The organism is Xanthomonas euvesicatoria pv. euvesicatoria, assembly GCF_020880415.1.
Classification (GTDB): Bacteria; Pseudomonadota; Gammaproteobacteria; order Xanthomonadales; family Xanthomonadaceae; genus Xanthomonas; species Xanthomonas euvesicatoria.
The window spans coordinates 1-16318 of record NZ_JAJIUJ010000040.1 but is presented as its reverse complement, the minus strand read 5'-3'; the positions used below and the strand labels follow the sequence as shown (position 1 = coordinate 16318).

Annotated in this window: 16 protein-coding genes; 11 read left to right on the top strand and 5 right to left on the bottom strand. The window is 67.9% G+C overall.

Annotated elements, in window-relative coordinates:
* Window positions 1-17 precede the first annotated feature (17 nt).
* Window positions 18-1601, bottom strand: a complete 1584-nt coding sequence (gene purH / locus LN450_RS07135; RefSeq protein WP_011346196.1) for a bifunctional phosphoribosylaminoimidazolecarboxamide formyltransferase/IMP cyclohydrolase — start codon at window positions 1599-1601, stop codon at window positions 18-20.
* A gap of 73 nt (window positions 1602-1674) precedes the next feature.
* On the opposite strand from purH, the gene LN450_RS07130 reads away from it, so the two are divergent.
* The 8 genes from LN450_RS07130 (at window position 1675) to LN450_RS07095 (ending at window position 9652) form a co-directional block, all read left to right on the top strand.
* Window positions 1675-2292 (top strand): CDP-alcohol phosphatidyltransferase family protein, encoded by a 618-nt coding sequence (locus tag LN450_RS07130; RefSeq protein ID WP_011346197.1) that lies wholly within the window; start codon window positions 1675-1677, stop codon window positions 2290-2292.
* A 91-nt stretch (window positions 2293-2383) separates the two neighbouring features.
* Window positions 2384-4144 (top strand): bifunctional alpha/beta hydrolase/class I SAM-dependent methyltransferase, encoded by a 1761-nt coding sequence (locus tag LN450_RS07125; protein ID WP_011346198.1) that lies wholly within the window; start codon window positions 2384-2386, stop codon window positions 4142-4144.
* Window positions 4141-5478 carry a phosphatase PAP2/dual specificity phosphatase family protein gene (locus tag LN450_RS07120; protein ID WP_011346199.1) on the top strand — a complete coding sequence of 446 codons (1338 nt, stop codon included), beginning with the start codon at window positions 4141-4143 and terminating at the stop codon, window positions 5476-5478. The genes LN450_RS07125 and LN450_RS07120 overlap by 4 nt, the downstream gene beginning before the upstream one ends.
* Complete coding sequence (locus tag LN450_RS07115; protein ID WP_011346200.1) at window positions 5475-5921, top strand: hypothetical protein; 447 nt, start codon at window positions 5475-5477, stop codon at window positions 5919-5921. Before LN450_RS07120 ends, LN450_RS07115 begins: the two co-directional genes overlap by 4 nt.
* Window positions 5918-7414 (top strand): TIGR04222 domain-containing membrane protein, encoded by a 1497-nt coding sequence (locus tag LN450_RS07110; protein WP_011346201.1) that lies wholly within the window; start codon window positions 5918-5920, stop codon window positions 7412-7414. The genes LN450_RS07115 and LN450_RS07110 overlap by 4 nt, the downstream gene beginning before the upstream one ends.
* A complete protein-coding gene (locus tag LN450_RS07105) occupies window positions 7414-8052 on the top strand; it encodes a CDP-alcohol phosphatidyltransferase family protein (protein ID WP_011346202.1) in 639 nt (212 codons plus the stop codon). Before LN450_RS07110 ends, LN450_RS07105 begins: the two co-directional genes overlap by 1 nt.
* Window positions 8049-8681 carry a lysophospholipid acyltransferase family protein gene (locus LN450_RS07100; RefSeq protein WP_008571203.1) on the top strand — a complete coding sequence of 211 codons (633 nt, stop codon included), beginning with the start codon at window positions 8049-8051 and terminating at the stop codon, window positions 8679-8681. Before LN450_RS07105 ends, LN450_RS07100 begins: the two co-directional genes overlap by 4 nt.
* The gene (locus LN450_RS07095; protein WP_008571202.1) at window positions 8678-9652 is read left to right on the top strand and encodes a phosphatidate cytidylyltransferase; all 975 of its coding nucleotides are present in this window, start codon (window positions 8678-8680) and stop codon (window positions 9650-9652) included. The genes LN450_RS07100 and LN450_RS07095 overlap by 4 nt, the downstream gene beginning before the upstream one ends.
* 257 nt (window positions 9653-9909) lie before the next feature.
* Here LN450_RS07095 and fis read toward each other — a convergent pair whose 3' ends face one another.
* The 3 genes from fis to LN450_RS07080 all read right to left on the bottom strand — a co-directional run bounded on the left by fis (window position 9910) and on the right by LN450_RS07080 (window position 12363).
* The gene (fis, locus tag LN450_RS07090) at window positions 9910-10182 is read right to left on the bottom strand and encodes a DNA-binding transcriptional regulator Fis (protein WP_002804983.1); all 273 of its coding nucleotides are present in this window, start codon (window positions 10180-10182) and stop codon (window positions 9910-9912) included.
* A 105-nt stretch (window positions 10183-10287) separates the two neighbouring features.
* Window positions 10288-11658 carry a DUF3426 domain-containing protein gene (locus LN450_RS07085; protein WP_074038633.1) on the bottom strand — a complete coding sequence of 457 codons (1371 nt, stop codon included), beginning with the start codon at window positions 11656-11658 and terminating at the stop codon, window positions 10288-10290.
* 327 nt (window positions 11659-11985) lie between these two features.
* Window positions 11986-12363 (bottom strand): helix-turn-helix domain-containing protein, encoded by a 378-nt coding sequence (locus LN450_RS07080; protein WP_008571865.1) that lies wholly within the window; start codon window positions 12361-12363, stop codon window positions 11986-11988.
* Between the two features lie 143 nt (window positions 12364-12506).
* Here LN450_RS07080 and LN450_RS07075 point away from each other — a divergent pair, with 143 nt between their 5' ends.
* On the top strand, window positions 12507-13016 hold the full coding sequence (locus LN450_RS07075) for a hypothetical protein (RefSeq protein WP_039418631.1): 510 nt from the start codon (window positions 12507-12509) through the stop codon (window positions 13014-13016).
* Between the two features lie 22 nt (window positions 13017-13038).
* Here the strand turns inward: LN450_RS07075 and prmA are convergent, their stop codons facing one another.
* On the bottom strand, window positions 13039-13959 hold the full coding sequence (prmA, locus tag LN450_RS07070; protein ID WP_011346205.1) for a 50S ribosomal protein L11 methyltransferase: 921 nt from the start codon (window positions 13957-13959) through the stop codon (window positions 13039-13041).
* 893 nt (window positions 13960-14852) lie between these two features.
* On the opposite strand from prmA, the gene LN450_RS07065 reads away from it, so the two are divergent.
* Both LN450_RS07065 and LN450_RS07060 read left to right on the top strand, forming a co-directional pair.
* Entirely contained in the window at window positions 14853-15782 is a 930-nt protein-coding gene (locus tag LN450_RS07065; RefSeq protein ID WP_011346206.1) for a hypothetical protein, read from the top strand.
* Window positions 15779-16144, top strand: a complete 366-nt coding sequence (locus LN450_RS07060; protein WP_011346207.1) for a hypothetical protein — start codon at window positions 15779-15781, stop codon at window positions 16142-16144. The genes LN450_RS07065 and LN450_RS07060 overlap by 4 nt, the downstream gene beginning before the upstream one ends.
* Window positions 16145-16318 lie beyond the last annotated feature (174 nt).

The following is a 16318-nucleotide window of genomic DNA, read 5'->3' as shown; positions in this document are numbered from 1 at the left end:
TCCCTGTGCCGGTGACATCAATGCCGGAAGTGGCGCACGCCGGTGAACACCATCGCGATGCCGTGTTCGTCGGCGGCGGCGATCACCTCGCCATCGCGCATCGAACCGCCCGGCTGGATCACCGCCTTGATGCCGGCCGCAGCCGCCGCATCGATGCCGTCGCGGAACGGGAAGAACGCGTCCGATGCCATCACCGAGCCGGCCACGGTGAGCTTGGCTTCTTCGGCCTTGAGCGCGGCAATCTTGGCGCTGACCACGCGGCTCATCTGCCCGGCGCCCACGCCAATGGTGCGGCTGTCCTTGGCATAGACGATCGCGTTGGATTTGACGTACTTGGCCACGCGCCAGGCAAACAGCAAATCGCCCAGTTCTGCCTCGTTGGGCGCACGTTGGGTGACCACGCTCAACTCGCCCAGCGACATGCTGCGGTTGTCGGCCGACTGCATCAACAGGCCCGAGCCGATCCGCTTGGTGTCGTAGTTGTTCAAGCCATTGCCGTGCGGAATCTTGAGCACGCGCACGTTGGCCTTCCTGGTGGCGTATTCCAGTGCGCCGGCCTCGTAGTCGGGCGCGATCAGCACTTCGACGAACTGGCGGTCCAGAATGGCCTTTGCCGTCGCTGCGTCCAGGGTCTTGTTGAACGCCAGGATGCCGCCGAACGCGCTGGTGGGGTCGGTGGCGTAGGCCAGTTCATAGGCATCGCCGCAGCCCGCGCCCACCGCCACGCCGCAGGGGTTGGCGTGCTTGACGATCACGCAGGCCGGCGCGTCGAACTGGCGCACGCATTCCCACGCCGCATCGGCATCGGCCAGGTTGTTGTAGCTCAGTTCCTTGCCCTGCAACTGCTGGAAGGTGGCCAGCGTGCCCGGCACCGGATACAGGTCGCGGTAGAACGCGCCGGACTGGTGCGGGTTCTCACCGTAACGCAGGTCCATCACCTTGACGAAGTTGGAATTGATCTGCGCCGGGAACGGGCTGCGCGTGGGCACCGCCTCGCTGCTGTCGGCCACTGCCGAGAGATAGTTACTGATCGCCGCGTCGTACTGGGCCACGCGATTGAACGCAGCCACCGACAGCGCAAAGCGCTTGGCCGCCGACAGCTGCCCGTCGTTGACTTCCAGCTCGGCCAGCAGGTCGGCGTACTGCGCCGGGTCGGTGGCCACGGCCACGCGCGCGAAATTCTTGGCCGCACTGCGCAACATCGCCGGGCCGCCGATGTCGATGTTTTCCACCGCATCGGCCAGCGTGCAATCGGCTTTCACCGTGACCGACTCGAATGGATACAGGTTCAATACCAGCAGGTCGATCGGCACGATGCCGTGCTCGGCCATCACCGCTTCGTCGACACCGGCGCGCCCGAGCAGGCCGCCGTGCACCAGCGGGTGCAGGGTCTTGACGCGGCCATCCATCATTTCCGGGAAACCGGTCAGCTCGGCAACGTCCTTCACCGGCAGGCCGGCCTCGCGGATCGCCTTGGCGGTGCCGCCGGTGGACAGCAGCTCGACGTTGCGCGCCACCAGCGCGCGGGCCAGGTCGATCAGGCCGGTCTTGTCGGAAACGGAGAGCAGGGCCCGGCGCACGGGCAGGAAATCAGAGGCCATCGGTGGGGGATGTCGTTGCGGAGCAGCCGATATTGTAGGCTGCGCCAGCGCTCGAATGGACTCAACACCCCGTATGGCCTCGATCTATGCACTGAAGGGACGCTTCCAGGCGCTGCTGCGGCCGATGGTGGGCGCGCTGTATCGCGGTGGCATCACCGCCAATCAGGTCACGCTGGGCGCAGCGGCGGTGTCGCTGATGGTGGCGGCGGTGGTGTTGCGCGGCGGCCCCAGCTGGCCGCTGCTGTATCTGCTGCTGCCGGTGTGGATGCTGCTGCGCATGGCGCTCAATGCGGTGGACGGCATGCTGGCGCGCGAATTCGGCCAGCAGTCGCGGCTGGGCGCCTACCTCAACGAGCTGTGCGATGTGGTGGCCGATGCGGCCTTGTACTTGAGCCTGCTTGGCGTGCCCGGTGTGAGTGCGCCCTGGCTGTGGATCTTCGCACTGCTGGCCGCGCTGACCGAGTACGCCGGCGTGCTCGGCCTGATGGTCGGCGCCAGCCGCCGCTACGACGGGCCGATGGGCAAGAGCGACCGCGCCTTCGTCATCGGCGTGCTGGGCGTGGGCCTGGCGTGTGGCTGGCTGGGTGCGCGCGGCGTCACCTGGGTCGCCATTGCCGTGAGCCTGGCCTGCGTGGTCACGGTGTGGCGGCGGGTGCGCGCCGGCCTGGCGCAGGCGCCCGCACGCACCTAGCGATCCATTCCCGCAGCAACGCCGCTGGCCGCTGGCCGCTGCGCTGTGGTGATCTCTGCGATTCAACCTTTCGACTTTTCAGGATGCTTCGATGCGCACAGTGCTAGAGCGCGAGTTCGTCAGTTTCGATGGTGTGCCGCTGTTCTACCGGCACTGGCCGTTGCACGATGCCGCTGCCACCGGCACGCCGAAGGCGGTGGTGGTGCTGCATCGCGGCCATGAGCACTCTGGCCGTGTGATGCATCTGGCCGAAGAACTCGACATGCCCGACGCCCAGTTCTTCGCCTGGGACGCACGCGGCAACGGCCGCTCGCCGGGCGTGCGTGGCGATGCGCCGGGCTTCGAAGCGCTGGTGCGCGATCTGGACAGCTTCATCGCGCATCTTCGCGCCACCCACGGCATTGCGGTGCAGGACATCGTGGTGATTGCGCGGAGTGTGGGCGCGGTGGTGGCCGCCACCTGGGTGCACGATTACGCCCCGCCGCTGCGCGCGCTGGTGCTGGCATCGCCGGCGTTCAAGGTGAAGTTGTATGTGCCGTTTGCACGCCCCGGGTTGGCGTTGCTGCATGCGCTGCGCGGCAACTTTTTCGTCAACAGCTACGTCAAGCCGCAATGGCTGACGCATGATCCGGCGCGCGTGGAAAGCTATCGCACCGATCCGTTGATCACCCGCCCGATTTCGGTGCGCGTATTGCTCGGGCTGTACGCGGCCGCCGATCGGGTGGTGGACGATGCACAGGCCATTACCGTGCCGACCCAGTTGCTGGTCTCCGGTGCGGATTTTGTGGTGCATCGCGGCCCGCAGGACCGCTTCTACGAAAACCTGCGCTCGCCGATCAAGCAGCGCCACTGGCTGCCGGGGTTCTTCCACGACACCTTGGGCGAACGCGATCGCGCGATGGCCATCGCGCACATTCGCCAGTTCGTCCAGGCGCGTTTTGCGCAACCGCCGGTGCGCGCCGCGCTGGGCGATGCACACCGTGCCGGGCCCAGTTTCGAAGAGGCCGAACGGCTGGCCTGGCCGCCGCAGCGCAATAGCCTGCAGGACCTGCGCTGGCGTGGCGTGCGTGCCGGCCTGCGCCTGGGTGGCAGGCTCTCCGAGGGCATCGCGCTTGGTCTGCAGACCGGTTTCGATTCCGGCAGCACATTGGATTACATCTACCGCAATCAGGCGCGTGGTCGCGGGCCGTTGGGGCGCATGATCGACCGCACGTATCTCAACGCGATCGGCTGGCGTGGCATCCGCATCCGCGGCAGCCATCTGGGCGAACTGCTGCGCGATGCGGCGGCGCGCTTGCGTGGCGCCGGCAAGCCGGTGCGCGTGCTGGATGTCGCTGCCGGGCACGGCCGCTATGTGCTCCAAGCGCTGGGCAGCGGCGCACAGCGTGCCGACGCGATCGTGCTGCGTGATTTCAGCCCGCTCAACGTGACCCAGGGCACGGCGCTGATCCAGGCGCTGGGCGCAGGCGATATCGCCTGCTTCGAACAAGGCGATGCGTTCGACCCGGCAGCGCTGGCCGCAGTGCAACCGGCACCGACGCTGGCGGTGGTGTCGGGCCTGTACGAGCTGTTTGCCGACAACGACCAGGTCGCGCTTTCGCTGGCCGGCCTGGCCACGGCGGTGCAGCCGGGCGGTTATCTGCTTTACACCGGCCAGCCCTGGCATCCGCAACTGGAATTCATTGCGCGCGCGCTGACCAGTCACCGCGATGGCGTGGCCTGGGTGATGCGCCGGCGGAGCCAGCAGGAGATGGATGGCCTGGTGGAAGCGGCGGGCTTTCGCAAGGTGGCGCAACGCATCGATGCGTTCGGCATCTTCACCGTCTCGATGGCGCAGCGAATCGACGCATGAGCCACGTTGCGCGCCCATCCGGCCGTGCCGCGCTGTGGCTGGCGTTGCTGGGGCCGTTTTTCTTCCTCAGTTACGGCCTGGCCAACACGCTGGCCGGGCGGGCGACGCAGGTGCCGTCGGTGGTATTCGGCTGGGAACACGGCATGCCGTTCTGGCCGTGGACCATCGTGCCGTACTGGTCGATCGATGTGTTCTACGCGGTCTCGTTCTTTGTCTGCCGCAACCGCCGCGAGCTGGACACGCATGCACTGCGCTTGCTCAGCGCCCAGCTGATCTGCGTGGCGTGTTTCGTGTTGTGGCCGCTGCGCTACAGCTTCGTACGGCCGCAGACCGAGGGCGTGTTCGGCTGGTTGTTCGCGGTGCTGCTGGGCTTCGACAAACCCTTCAATCAGGCGCCGTCGCTGCACGTTGTGCTGCTGGTGGTGCTGTGGGTGCGCTATGGGCAGCATCTTTGCGGGGTGTGGCGCTGGTTGCTGCATGCCTGGTTCGCATTGATCGGTGTGTCGGTGCTGACCACGTATCAGCATCACTTTCTCGATATTCCTACCGGACTCGCGGTGGGCTGGCTCTGCGTGTGGCTATGGCCGGAGCGGGTCGCCGCACCATTTGCGCAGGCACGGTTTGCACGCGACCTGCGCCGTTGGCGCCTGGCCGCGATGTATCTGGCCGGCGCGCTGGTCAGCGCTGCGCTGGCGCTGTGGAGCGGCGGTGCAGCACTGTGGTTGCTGTGGATCACCCTGGCCTTGCTGCTGGTTGCCTTGAATTACGCGCTGCTCGGGCCGGGCGGATTCCAGAAACGCAGCGATGGGCGCCTGAGTCTTGCTGCCCGTTGGTTGTATGCGCCGTATCTATCGGCGGCATGGTGCAACTCCCGGCTCTGGACGTGGCGTGCGCCGTCGCCGCGCGCGGTGTGCGATGGCGTGTGGCTGGGGCGGATTCCGTTGCCCGGCCAGCGCGACAAGCGTGCCGCCGTGGTGGACGTGTCTGCAGAGCTCTCGTTGTACGCCGCGCAGGCGCAGGACCGTGTGGTGCCGATGCTCGATCTGGTCGCGCCGTCGCCGGCGCAGCTGCGCGAGGCCGCGCAGGCGATCGCGCAGGCGCAGGCGATCGGGCCGGTGCTGGTGTGTTGTGCATTGGGCTATTCGCGCAGTGCTGCCAGTGTGGCCACCTGGCTGGTACGCAGCGGTCGCGCCCGGGACGTGGATGCGGCCATCGCACAGCTACGCACCGTGCGGCCGTCGATCGTGCTCGGGCATGCGCATCGCGCGGCGATCGTGGCGGCATGCGACGGTCATGACGGTGGCGACGACATCCCCGAACGGAGAGCGCAATGAATATCGCCCCGCTGACCTTGGCGGCCATGCGCGCAGTGCTGCGGCAAGGTGCAGCATTGGACCGCTTCTCACTCCTGCTGCTGGCAGCGGCCATCGGCTTGCTTGGTGTTGCGCAGGCGCCGCCATTGATGCAGTTGAGCTATGCCATCAGCATGCTTGCGGGCGTGCTGCAGCGCTATTGGGCGTTTCGCGTGGGCCTGGATGCCGACCTGCTGGCAGCCTCCATCGCGCATCTCGAACGCTGCGGTGGCACCGAGCAAGACGCCGCGCACCAGCTCGATGCGGCGATGCATGCGATTGGCCTGATACCGAAGCCTTCGCCCACCCGCGACTGGGCATCGCGCTGGACCGGCATGCGCCGCCTGCTGCGTTGGCAGCTGGCAAGCGTGGTGGTGCAACTGCTGTTGGTGGCTGCCGCGCTCGCTCTCAGGATATTCGGATGAGCAACCAACCCGATTCCGCTCAGCGCGAACCGCGCCATGCCACGCAAGCGCAGCGAGCGCTGTGGCAACGGCTGCAGGCCTATCGTTTTGGCCAGGACGAAGCAGCGTTTGCCGCCTTCGTTCGGCGCGTGGCCAAGCAGGCACAGTGCAGCACCGCGCAAGCGCAGGCGTTGGTGGAGGAGTACCGACGGTTCTGTTTTCTTGCCTGCACCGACACCGTCGACGTCACCCCCAGCCCGTTGGTCGACCAGGTCTGGCACACGCATCTGACCGACACCCGCGAGTACTGGCAGCAGTTCTGCCCGCACGTGCTGCAGACCACGCTGCATCATCGACCCGGACGCGGCGATGCCGGCGAAGAAGCGCGTTTCCAGGCGCAGTACCGCCAGACGCTGGAGCGTTACCGCACGCAGTTCGGCGAGCCGCCGGCGCAATGGTGGCCTGTGGCGCGACCGCCGCAATCGACGCTGGATCCGCTGCACGGCCACACTGCCGAACAGACCTTGCAAGCCTTGCGTGGAGCGCCGCAGTCAGCTGGGCCGCAGCGCGGTGTGCCGTATGCCGTGGTTGTGTGGGCAATCATCGCGGTGACAGTGGGCATGGTCTGTCACTCAGCCAATGGCAGGGCGCTGTCGCCGCTTCACTGGCGCGGTGTCTATTTCCTGCCGCTGTTCATCGCGCTGATCGGTCTGGCCTGGTCGATGGCGGCATGGTTGCGACGGGTGCTGCGACGCGGTCGCACCGCAGCAGCAGTGGATGCCAGCGAGCTTGCATATCTGAGCGGCGGTGCCGATCGCGTGGCCGACCTGTGGTTCACCGAATTGCTGGTGCGCAATGCGGTGTATCTGGAGCGCGACGCAACCGAACCGGCACGTCGCTGGGTACGTTGCCACCGGCAGATTGCAGTCCCGCCTGCGCTGGAGCCGGCACTGGAAGCGGTGCGCACCACCGAAGACCCGGTGTGGGCCTTACGCGCCTTGCGTGCGCTGGCCGCACCGCTGGAGCAGCGCTTGATCGACAAGGGCCTGTGGCTGAGCCAGGCGCAGGCACACGCGGTGCGCCTGGCATGTACCGTGCCGGTTGCGCTGGTATGGGGGCTTGGCCTGTGCAAGCTGGTCATCGGCGTGCAGGGCAACCATCCGGTGGGCTATCTGCTGTGTCTGATGGTGCTGACCACCTTGCTGGTGCTGGGCTTTGCGCTAGTGCCCGTGCGGCGCACGCTCGGCGGCGAGGCCCGCCTTGCGACACTGCGTCAGGCGCGGCGACGCGATGCGGCGCGCACCGGCGGTGATCCAGGCGAGGCGGTGGCGCTGTACGGCACTGCGGCACTGATCGGAACCGCTTGGGCCGACTACCACAGCCTGCGTGCGCCGCATGGCCACGCCGGTGGCAGTGGCAGCAGCTGCGGCGGGGGTGGCGGCGACAGCGGCGGCGATGGTGGTAGCAGCGATGGTGGCGGTGGCTGTGGCGGCTGCGGCGGAGGAGGCGACTGATGCAACAGGGACGGCGACAGCGGCAGTTGCTTTGGGCGCGCGTGCTGCGCGGACGTGGCGCCACGCCCAATGGCGTGTCGTGGGTGGGCATCGCATGTGCGGCGTTGGCCGGGCTGATGTTCTACATCGGGTTGAGCGCGCCTGCGCGCGAAGGAGCCATGCCGCTGCTGCTGGCGGTGCTCGGGCTGCAGGGGCGGCTGTGGTGCAACCGCATGGATGGCGTGCTGGCGCGCCAGGCGCGCATGGTCTCGCGCGCCGGTGAGGTCTACAACGACGCGCCCGATCGGTTGTCCGATGTGCTGGTCTGCGTGGGCCTGGGCTATGGACTGCAGGCCGGTCTGCCGTGGGCTGCGCAACTGGGGTGGGCGGCGGCGCTGTGCTGCGTGACCACCGCATACGTGCGCATGCTGGGCCTGGCCTGCGGCACGCCAGAGCCGCGGCAGGGGCCGATGAGCCGCGTGCAACGCATGCAGTGGTTGTCGCTGGCAGGCGCGCTGGCCTTGCCGCTGCAATGGATGGGCCAGCCGCGTCTTGCGGCCTGGCTGCTGATCGGAGCACTGGCGGTGTTGATCGCCGGTGCCTTGCTGACGGTGGCGGTACGACTGCGCACGATCGTGCGCACCCTGGAGCAAAAATGATTGCCCGTTTGATCGCGCGCGCTTGCAGCGGCGCCATTCGTACCTTGACCGGCGCGCGTGCGCTATGGCGCGGTTGCGCGCCCTCCAACGAGCGTCGCGTGTATTACGGCAACCATGCAAGCCACGGCGATTTCGTGCTGATCTGGTCATCGCTGCCAGCCAGCCTGCGGCATGAAGTGCGCCCGGTGGCGGCGGCCGACTACTGGCAGCGCACCGCCCTGCGGCGCTACCTAATCCACGCGGTCTTCAACGGCGTGTTGATCGAACGCGACCCGGCGCAGCGTACGCGCGACCCGATCCAATGCCTGTGCGATGCGGTGGACGCCGGCGATTCGTTGATCCTGTTTCCCGAAGGCACGCGCAACCCGGACGACGGCGTGCTGCCGTTCAAGAGCGGGCTGTATCACCTGGCACGGCAACGCCCGGAACTGGAGTTCGTGCCGGTGTGGATCGATAACCTCAAGCGCGTGATGCCCAAGGGCAAGTGGTTGCCGTTGCCGCTGCTGTGCACCACCACCTTTGGTGCGCCATTACGCCTGGATGCGGACGAAACCAAGGATGCGTTTCTGGCGCGTGCACGTGCGGCGTTGCTGGCGTTGTCGCCCGATCAGTTGGAGGCGCGCGCATGAGCCTATATGTGTACAGCGGGCAGCTGCAGCAGTCTTCGATGCATCAGCAGACGCTGTGGCTGTTCAGCGGTATCGCGCTGGTGCTGGTCATCGCCACGCTGATTTCCGAAACCCTGCGTTGGCGCGCACGCGAACGCCCCAGCGCAGTGCTGGACAACCTGGTCGCCCGTATCCGTGCGTGGTGGGTGATGGCTGCGGTGGTCGGCCTTGCGTTCGTGTTTGGCCGCGCCGGCGTCATCGGCTTGTTCGCGCTGGTGTCGTTGTTTGCGCTGCGCGAGTTCATCACCTTGACCCCGACCCGGCGCGGCGATTACTACGCATTGCTGGCCGCGTTCTACATCGTGCTGCCGTGGCAATACGGCCTGGTGTGGACCGGCTGGTACGGCATGTACACCTTGCTCATTCCGGTCTACGCGTTCTTGGTGTTGCCCATCCTGGCCACCATCGGCGGCGACACCACGCGCTATCTGGAACGCACCGCCAAAGTGCAGTGGGGCCTGATGATCTGCGTGTTCTGCATTTCGCATGTGCCGGCACTGTTGAACCTGGACATTCCCGGCTATGCCGGGCGCAATCTGCTGTTGATCGCCTTCCTGGTGATCGTGGTGCAGTCTTCGGATGTGCTGCAGTACGTGTGGGGCAAACTGGCCGGCCGCCATTTGATCGCGCCGAAATTGTCGCCGTCCAAAACGGTGGAAGGATTCATCGGCGGCGTGTTGTCGGCCAGCCTGCTCGGGATGGCGCTGTGGTGGATCACCCCGTTCGCGCCGTGGCATGCCTTCGGCCTGGCGTTGGTGGCCAACCTGATGGGATTTTTTGGCGGGCTGGTGATGTCGGCGATCAAGCGCGATCGTGGCATCAAGGACTGGGGCCATATGATCGAAGGCCACGGCGGCGTCCTCGACCGCCTGGATTCGGTGTGCTTCGCCGCGCCGGTGTTCTTCCACCTGATCCGCTATGGCTGGGCGTGACCGCTTGTCACATCGCCCGTCATGAAATCGCAACACGTGCATCGCGTGCCGTTGGCAATCTGCAGCATCGGATCGGCGCAGCGCACGTCGGTCAACCGCCGCATCTGGCCAACCGGAAAGCTGACCCCCACGAAACCACGCTGTGACCGGTAACCCGTGCGCGCACCGTCTGGCAGATGCACGCTTTTACGATTCCCGATTCCCGATTCCCGATTCCCGATTCCCGATTCCCGATTCCCGATTCCCGATTCCCAAGCCTACGTCAGCCCGTACTCTTTGAGCTTCTTGCGCAAGGTTGCCCGGTGAATGCCCAGCATCGCCGCGGCGCGGCTCTGGTTGCCTTCGCAGTGGTTGAGCACTTCGACGAACAGCGGGATCTCCATCTCGCGCAGCACGATTTCGTAAACGTCGTCCGCGTCGCTGCCGTCCAGGTCGCGCAGATAACGGCGAACGGACTGGGCCACGTGTTCGCGCAGGGGCGACTTCGGGGCGCCACGACTGGTGTCAGGACGAGAGGGGGCTGCGTTCAAAGGAGGTTCCCAGTGTCACGAAGCCGGGACGCGTGGCCGGCGAGGGGGAGTGAGTCTAGCGCGTGACCTCATCGCTCGCCACGCCCATGTGGCGGTCGCGCCCGTTCACCGGAAGTCGAAACTGAAGGCGGCGGTGCTCGCGGCCGGTTCGCGCACCCGGAACGCGACCTGCACCGCCTGACCCGGCGCCAGCGTGTCCTGCGCCGGCGGCGATGGTCCCAGATACTCCTGCGGCGACAGGATGCGGGTGCCGATCACCCGGCCGTCGGCATCGGACAGCGACAGCTGCAGCCACGGCCAGGCCTGTGCCCAGCGCGCGTCGTTGCGGAAGCTGGCCTGGATCTGCAGCACCCCGGCCACACCGGGCAGCGGCCGCACCTCGCGGTTGAGCAGGGTCAGCGCCTCCGGCTCGCGCCAGGCCGGCAAGCTGCAGGGCGCCAGCGTGCAGGCCGCGCCGACCAGCGGCCGCCAGCGCGCGTTGGCGGCCAGGTGCGCGCGGTCGGCGATGACGATCTGCAACCCGAGCACGCCGACCAGCCCGACCAGCAGCGCCCACTGGCGCCCGCTGGCGCGTAGCCGCGGGCGGGTGACGCCACGCCGCGCGAATGCGGGTGCGGCCAAGGCGGGCGCGGGCAGGGGTTGCATTTGCACGGCAGTGGTACGGGGCTGCGCGATGCCGGCATCGGACTGCGCGTGCTCGCCTGCCAATGCGCTGGCTGCGCCGGAATCGGTGGTTGCCGGGTCGGGATGGCTGGAGGGGCGGCCCGGGTGCGACTGGCCGTCGGCTGTGCCCGCCGACCGCTCGCTGGCGCTGGTGTCGGCCTGCGTTGCGGCTGCCGCCGTTGCCACAGCTGGGGTAGATCCCGCAGACGCTGCTGACGTTGCGACTGAAGCCTGGCGCGCGGGCGTTTCTGCCAGCGCCTTCGGCGTGCCCGGCGCATTCTGAAATGCCAGATCTGCATCCGCCGAGGCGCGTAGTGCCCGTTGCTGCGCTGAATTCGATGGGCCAGGTGCAGCCCGCGCGGTTGGGTGCCCGAGGTCGTCAGCATCGGTCGCGGCCAGCCCGTCGTCGGCCCGGGTATCGGTGGCGGCCGACGCCGAGCGAGGTGGATCGAGCATCGCATCAGGAACGTGTCCGGCCGCGGGCGCGCTCGCCGAAGCGGACGGCGTCGCGGTGCCGGGCGCGGGCAGTGGCGTCTGGCCGGACACCGGCGCCTGGAGACCATCGTGCCCGGACGTGCCCGTTGCGCGCTGCGGCGCCGGAGCCACCGCGGCAGCAGGCAATGGCACACGCGGTGCCGGCTGTGCATCCACCTCTGGCGCTGGCGCCGGCGGCAACGCAGAGCCCGGGGCCGATGTGGCCTGCTCGGCCGGCTCCGCAGGCGGAACCACCGGGGTCGGAACCAGCGGCGGAGCAGCCGGCGTCGCACGCAGGAACGTGGCCAGGGGGCGGCGCGGTGGCGGAGTCTCGGACATCGGCAGGCGTGCAGCGGGAAGACCCCTATTCAACCACGCGCACGTCCAGGGGCGAACCTGTGCCGACGGCGATGCGGTCAAGCCGCCACGCGCATGCCTGCAGGTGTTCGTCTCCGGCCCAGGTGGTCATGGCGGCGTCTGCGTCGATGCCCACGCAACGCACGCAGCGCATGCCTTCTCCGAAAAAGGGCCGCCGCCACGCCCATGCAAGCCGACGAAGACGCCCGGGCGCATCCAGGATCAGGAGGCCACAGCCAGCGGAATATCGCCTTGAAATCTCGGTGCCGGTTGCGTCGGCTCGTCGATTCCCGATTCCCGATTCCCGATTCACCGCCTGCGCCGCGTCTTCCCTTCAGCCAGCAACAGATCCAACAGGCCGGCGCGCTGGCGCGGCGTCAGGGTATCGAAGCGCGTCAGCAGCACGCGTTGCTGGTCATCCAGGCGGCGGTACTGCGCCGGTTCTTCGGCGATGGCCGACACCGGCGGGCCGAACACGCGGTCGCCGCGGCCGGTGGCCAGGTATTCGAACGCCATGCCGCTGCGCCTGGCCAGGCCGATCAGGTTTTCCACCGACGGTGCGGTGCCTTCAGCCATCTCCCATTGCGCCACCGCACTGCGGGTGACACCCAGCTCGCCGGCCAGGGCTTCCTGGGTCAGCTTGGTGAGGCTGCGGGCTTCGCGTACTCGTTCGTACAGCTTGCTCACACGGCACCGTTGGAGGGCAGGCAGGGGCGGGAGATATAGCCCTAGCAGCGCCTGGAGATAGTTCGTATAACTTTCATATCACCATATGTTTGCGATACTGTCGGTGGATCAATGATGGCTACATCACAGCGAACTCAAGGAGGATGTTCATGGTCGAGCCTGCCGGTCGAAAACCCGACCCCCAGCGGCGCAGTCCGCCCCCTCCCGCCGCGCCCGCAGACGCGCCATGGCCGGCCCATTCGCCGCTGGACCCTGCGGTGAGACGTTTTCGGGGCGCGGCCCGGTACGCGATCTGGCGGCGTGGCGACGAGTGGACGGCCGTGGCCGATGGTCCGCAGTGGTCAGCGGCGCTGGCACCGCGGGTCTGGGCGCTCCGTCAGCGGCACTGGCCGCTGCTGGCGGTGAGCGCGCTGATGCTTGTGGTTGCCGGCGCAGTGGCGCTTGCAGGTGTGCGGGCGTGGTCGCCGGTGGCCTGGACGGCGCTGCTGGTGGCTGAGATGCTGCTGCGGGTCTGGGTGGCCCGGCAGGCCGGGCCGTGGCGCACGGCGGCGCTGCAACGCGACGGCTGGCAACCGGTGACCCGGTTGCGGGCGATCAGCGTGGCCGATGCAGTGACCACCGCGCAGATTCGCGCCGGCCGGCCACAGCGCTAGCCGGCGTGGACGATCAGCCGGATCAGCCGCGGCGCACGCCGTCGATCCGCATCCAGTCTTCGTCGCGTTCGCAGCGCAACTGGTCGAACCAGGGGGCGTAGCGTTTGAGCAAGTCGTCTTCCTGGCCGTGCAGGATGCCCGACAGCGCGATCCGTCCGCCAGGTGCCACGCGCGCGGCCAGGGTGTCGGCCAGGGCGTCCAGTGCCGAGGCCAGGATGTTGGCCACCACCACCTGGTAGGTCTGCACCGGTTCGTCCTGCGGCATGTAGACCGTCAGCTGCGCGTCCACACCGTTCCGTTGTGCATTGTCGGCGGTCGCCAGCAGCGCCTGCGGGTCGTTGTCCACGCCGACCGCGCCGGCGGCGCCCAGCTTCAGCGCGGCGACCGCCAGGATGCCCGAGCCGCACCCGAAATCGAGCACGCTGCGGCCCTGCAGCTCGCCGCTGCCGGCCAGGCTGTCCAGCCAGCGCAGGCACAGCGCGGTGGTTTGATGGGTGCCCGAGCCGAACGCCAGGCCCGGGTCCAGCCGCACCACGGCGGCCTCCGGGGTGTCGGCGGCTTCGGGCAGTGCGTGATTCCACGGCACGATGAAGGTGCGTTCGCCAAACTGCATCGGCTTGAACAGGTCCATCCAGGCGCGTTCCCAGTCGCTGTCTTCGACCATGCGAAACGCCACCTGGCTCCAGTCCAGGCCCGGATCGAAGGCTTCCAGCGCTGCCAGCACCACCAGCGCGTCGCTGTCGCCATCGAACAGCGCGGTCATCGTCAGCCGGTCCCACAGCGGCATTTCGCCCACGCCCGGTTCGAGAATGGCGCGCTCGTTGCTGGTATCGGCATCGGCGTCGAGCATGGTCACCGCCAGTGCGCCCACATCGTCCAGGGCGTTCTGGAAACGGGGCAGGGTGACCTCGGAACAGGAAAGCGTCAGTTCAAGAAACGGCATCGTGGCGGTCGGGCAATTCGAAAGCACGCATCCTAGACCATTCGTGTCGGCGTGCCTGCCGCGCTGCAGGCGACGGCGTTCGCAGCCGCCGTCGCTTCGGCGGTGTGTCTTGCCCATGCGTGCGGTGAAAACTGCCTTGCTGATCAAGATGCGTCCGCCGCCAGGCAGACGGCGTGCTGCTGGCGAATGGACGACTGCCCGGTGCGACGGTGCCAAACAGCGCATCTGCGGCTGGATGTGGTGCCCGGCGGATGGCTGTAGGCCGATGCCGCCACGCCTGGGACTGAACCGATGATGCTGCTGCGCAATCGGGCACGGGCTTGGTCGACGGCCGCGTCGAGCAACCAGGAAGAGGCGTTGCATCTTTGCGAACACGCGCAATCGCGTGCGCAGACAGCTGCGTGATGTGCTGCCGTGTTGCGTACCACCGTGCAGCGCGATGTGTGCGGCACGCTGCGTCCACCGATGACGCAACAGCGCTGCAGCTGGGCATCGCAGCGTCGGCGAGTGATGTTGCCAGAGGACAGGCTCGCTCGAAGCGGCGCTCTCCAACATGCGCTGCTATCGGATGCCCAACCGGCGAAGATCGATGCCGCATCCGGCAATCGGCAACCGATCAACTCAACCGCAAGCCACACGCAGCTGAGCAACACCGACACCACACCAACACCCAACACGCAGCACGGCACGGCAAACACCACAGCGCAGCACACCGCACAACCGAACGCATGCAGCGCGCCACTCACGTGCAGTCCGTTCAGGCCGTGACGCATGTCGCTCCCTTCCCGCCACCTCCACTGGCAGCGTCTGCTTGGCGGCGGCTGTGCGCGTGGGTGGGTGCTAGACTCCGCGCCGTCGCTGCGGGTGGTTCCGCAGCAGGGTCGCCGCCATCCATGCCGCTTGCTCGTGCCCGCCATCTCTGGCTGCTGCTCGCTCCCGCTGCGCTTGCGGCGGCCGCGTGGTGGCATGTGCGCGCGCAACCGGCCGAGCGTGATGTTGACCGCGCAGTGCCGGTTGCTGCAGAGGCGGCGCCGGTCAGCGCTGCCACACCGCAGCTGCACGCGGCCGCCGAGCACGGCGCCGCGTTGCAGCTGCCGCATCGCGATGCGGTGGAAGCGCAGCCGGATCTGTATCGCTACGCGCAGCAATTGCAGCAGCAGGTGCGTGCCGGCGACGCACAGGCCGGGTGGCGGTTGAGCCGTGTCTACGATTACTGCGCGCCCTATGCGGCCAGCCCGTCCGGCTATGCCGCCGATAGCGCATGGATCGCCGCGCAACGCACGCCGGGAGTGGCAGCGATGCATGCCGCACGCGAGCGCCTGGCGCAGCGTTGCGCCGGCTTCGCCCCCACCGACGGGCTGAGTCCGCGCATGGTTGCGCAGCAACGCCTGGCCGCGGCGCGCGCCGGCAGCCTGGCCGCCGAGGCCGCCATGCTGGCGTTGGGCGAACCGTTGCACGCATCGCCCGGCTACAAGCGCGCGCTGGTGCAACGCGTGCTGGCCTCGCGCGATCCCGAGGCCTATCTGGCCCTGGCCCCGGCGATGGGCGCGCGGGCCAGCGGCGATGACAGCCTGCAAGGCTATGTGGCCGGCGATCAGTTCGCCGAGCTGGCCTGGCAAGTGGCTGCGTGCCGGCTGGGGCTCGATTGCAGTGCCAGCAGCACCTTGGTCACCAGTTATTGCGCCAACGCGGGCATCTGCTCGCGCGACAGCGCACAGGATTTCGTGTCGTTCGTATTCGATGCCGCGGTGCCGCGGCAGGGAGCAGACAGGGTGGATGAGATGGTCGATACATTGGTCTCCGATGCGGGAGCGCAGTCATGAATTACCGTCGGTTGGCGCACGGCGCCAAGTTCTGGTTATGGGTGGCGTTGTTCGTGGCGTATTCGGCGGCGGCAGTGAGCATCGTGATGATCGATACCGCCGATCACCGGTACCAGCCGCTGTCGGTCAAATCCACCAGCGTTACCGGCGACGAACAGCAGCGACGGCGGGGCGCAAGCCAGGTCGCTGCGGTCTACCGCGCCAGCAGTGCCATGCCGTTTTCCACCTTGCCGGCCGGCTCCACCTTCCAGGTGGTGTGGCCGGACGGCTCCACCGAAACCATGACCGTGGTCGACCCGTCATCGGCCAGCGGCATCGTGCCGGTGCCCGGCAGCCAGCAGGCGCCTGCGCCGCGGCGGTGAGGGGTGCGGCGCGTTACATATCGACACGGCCGCAGCCGCTACGTCTCCGGTAGCGCAGGCGGCGAAGGCGGCTAGGTGCGGCTGCAGCTTCAGTCATTCTCATGTGTGCAGACGACCGAGGGTCTGCAGATCGGATCCGGCGCTGGCTTGCGCCATCCGGGCGTCGAACCCTCG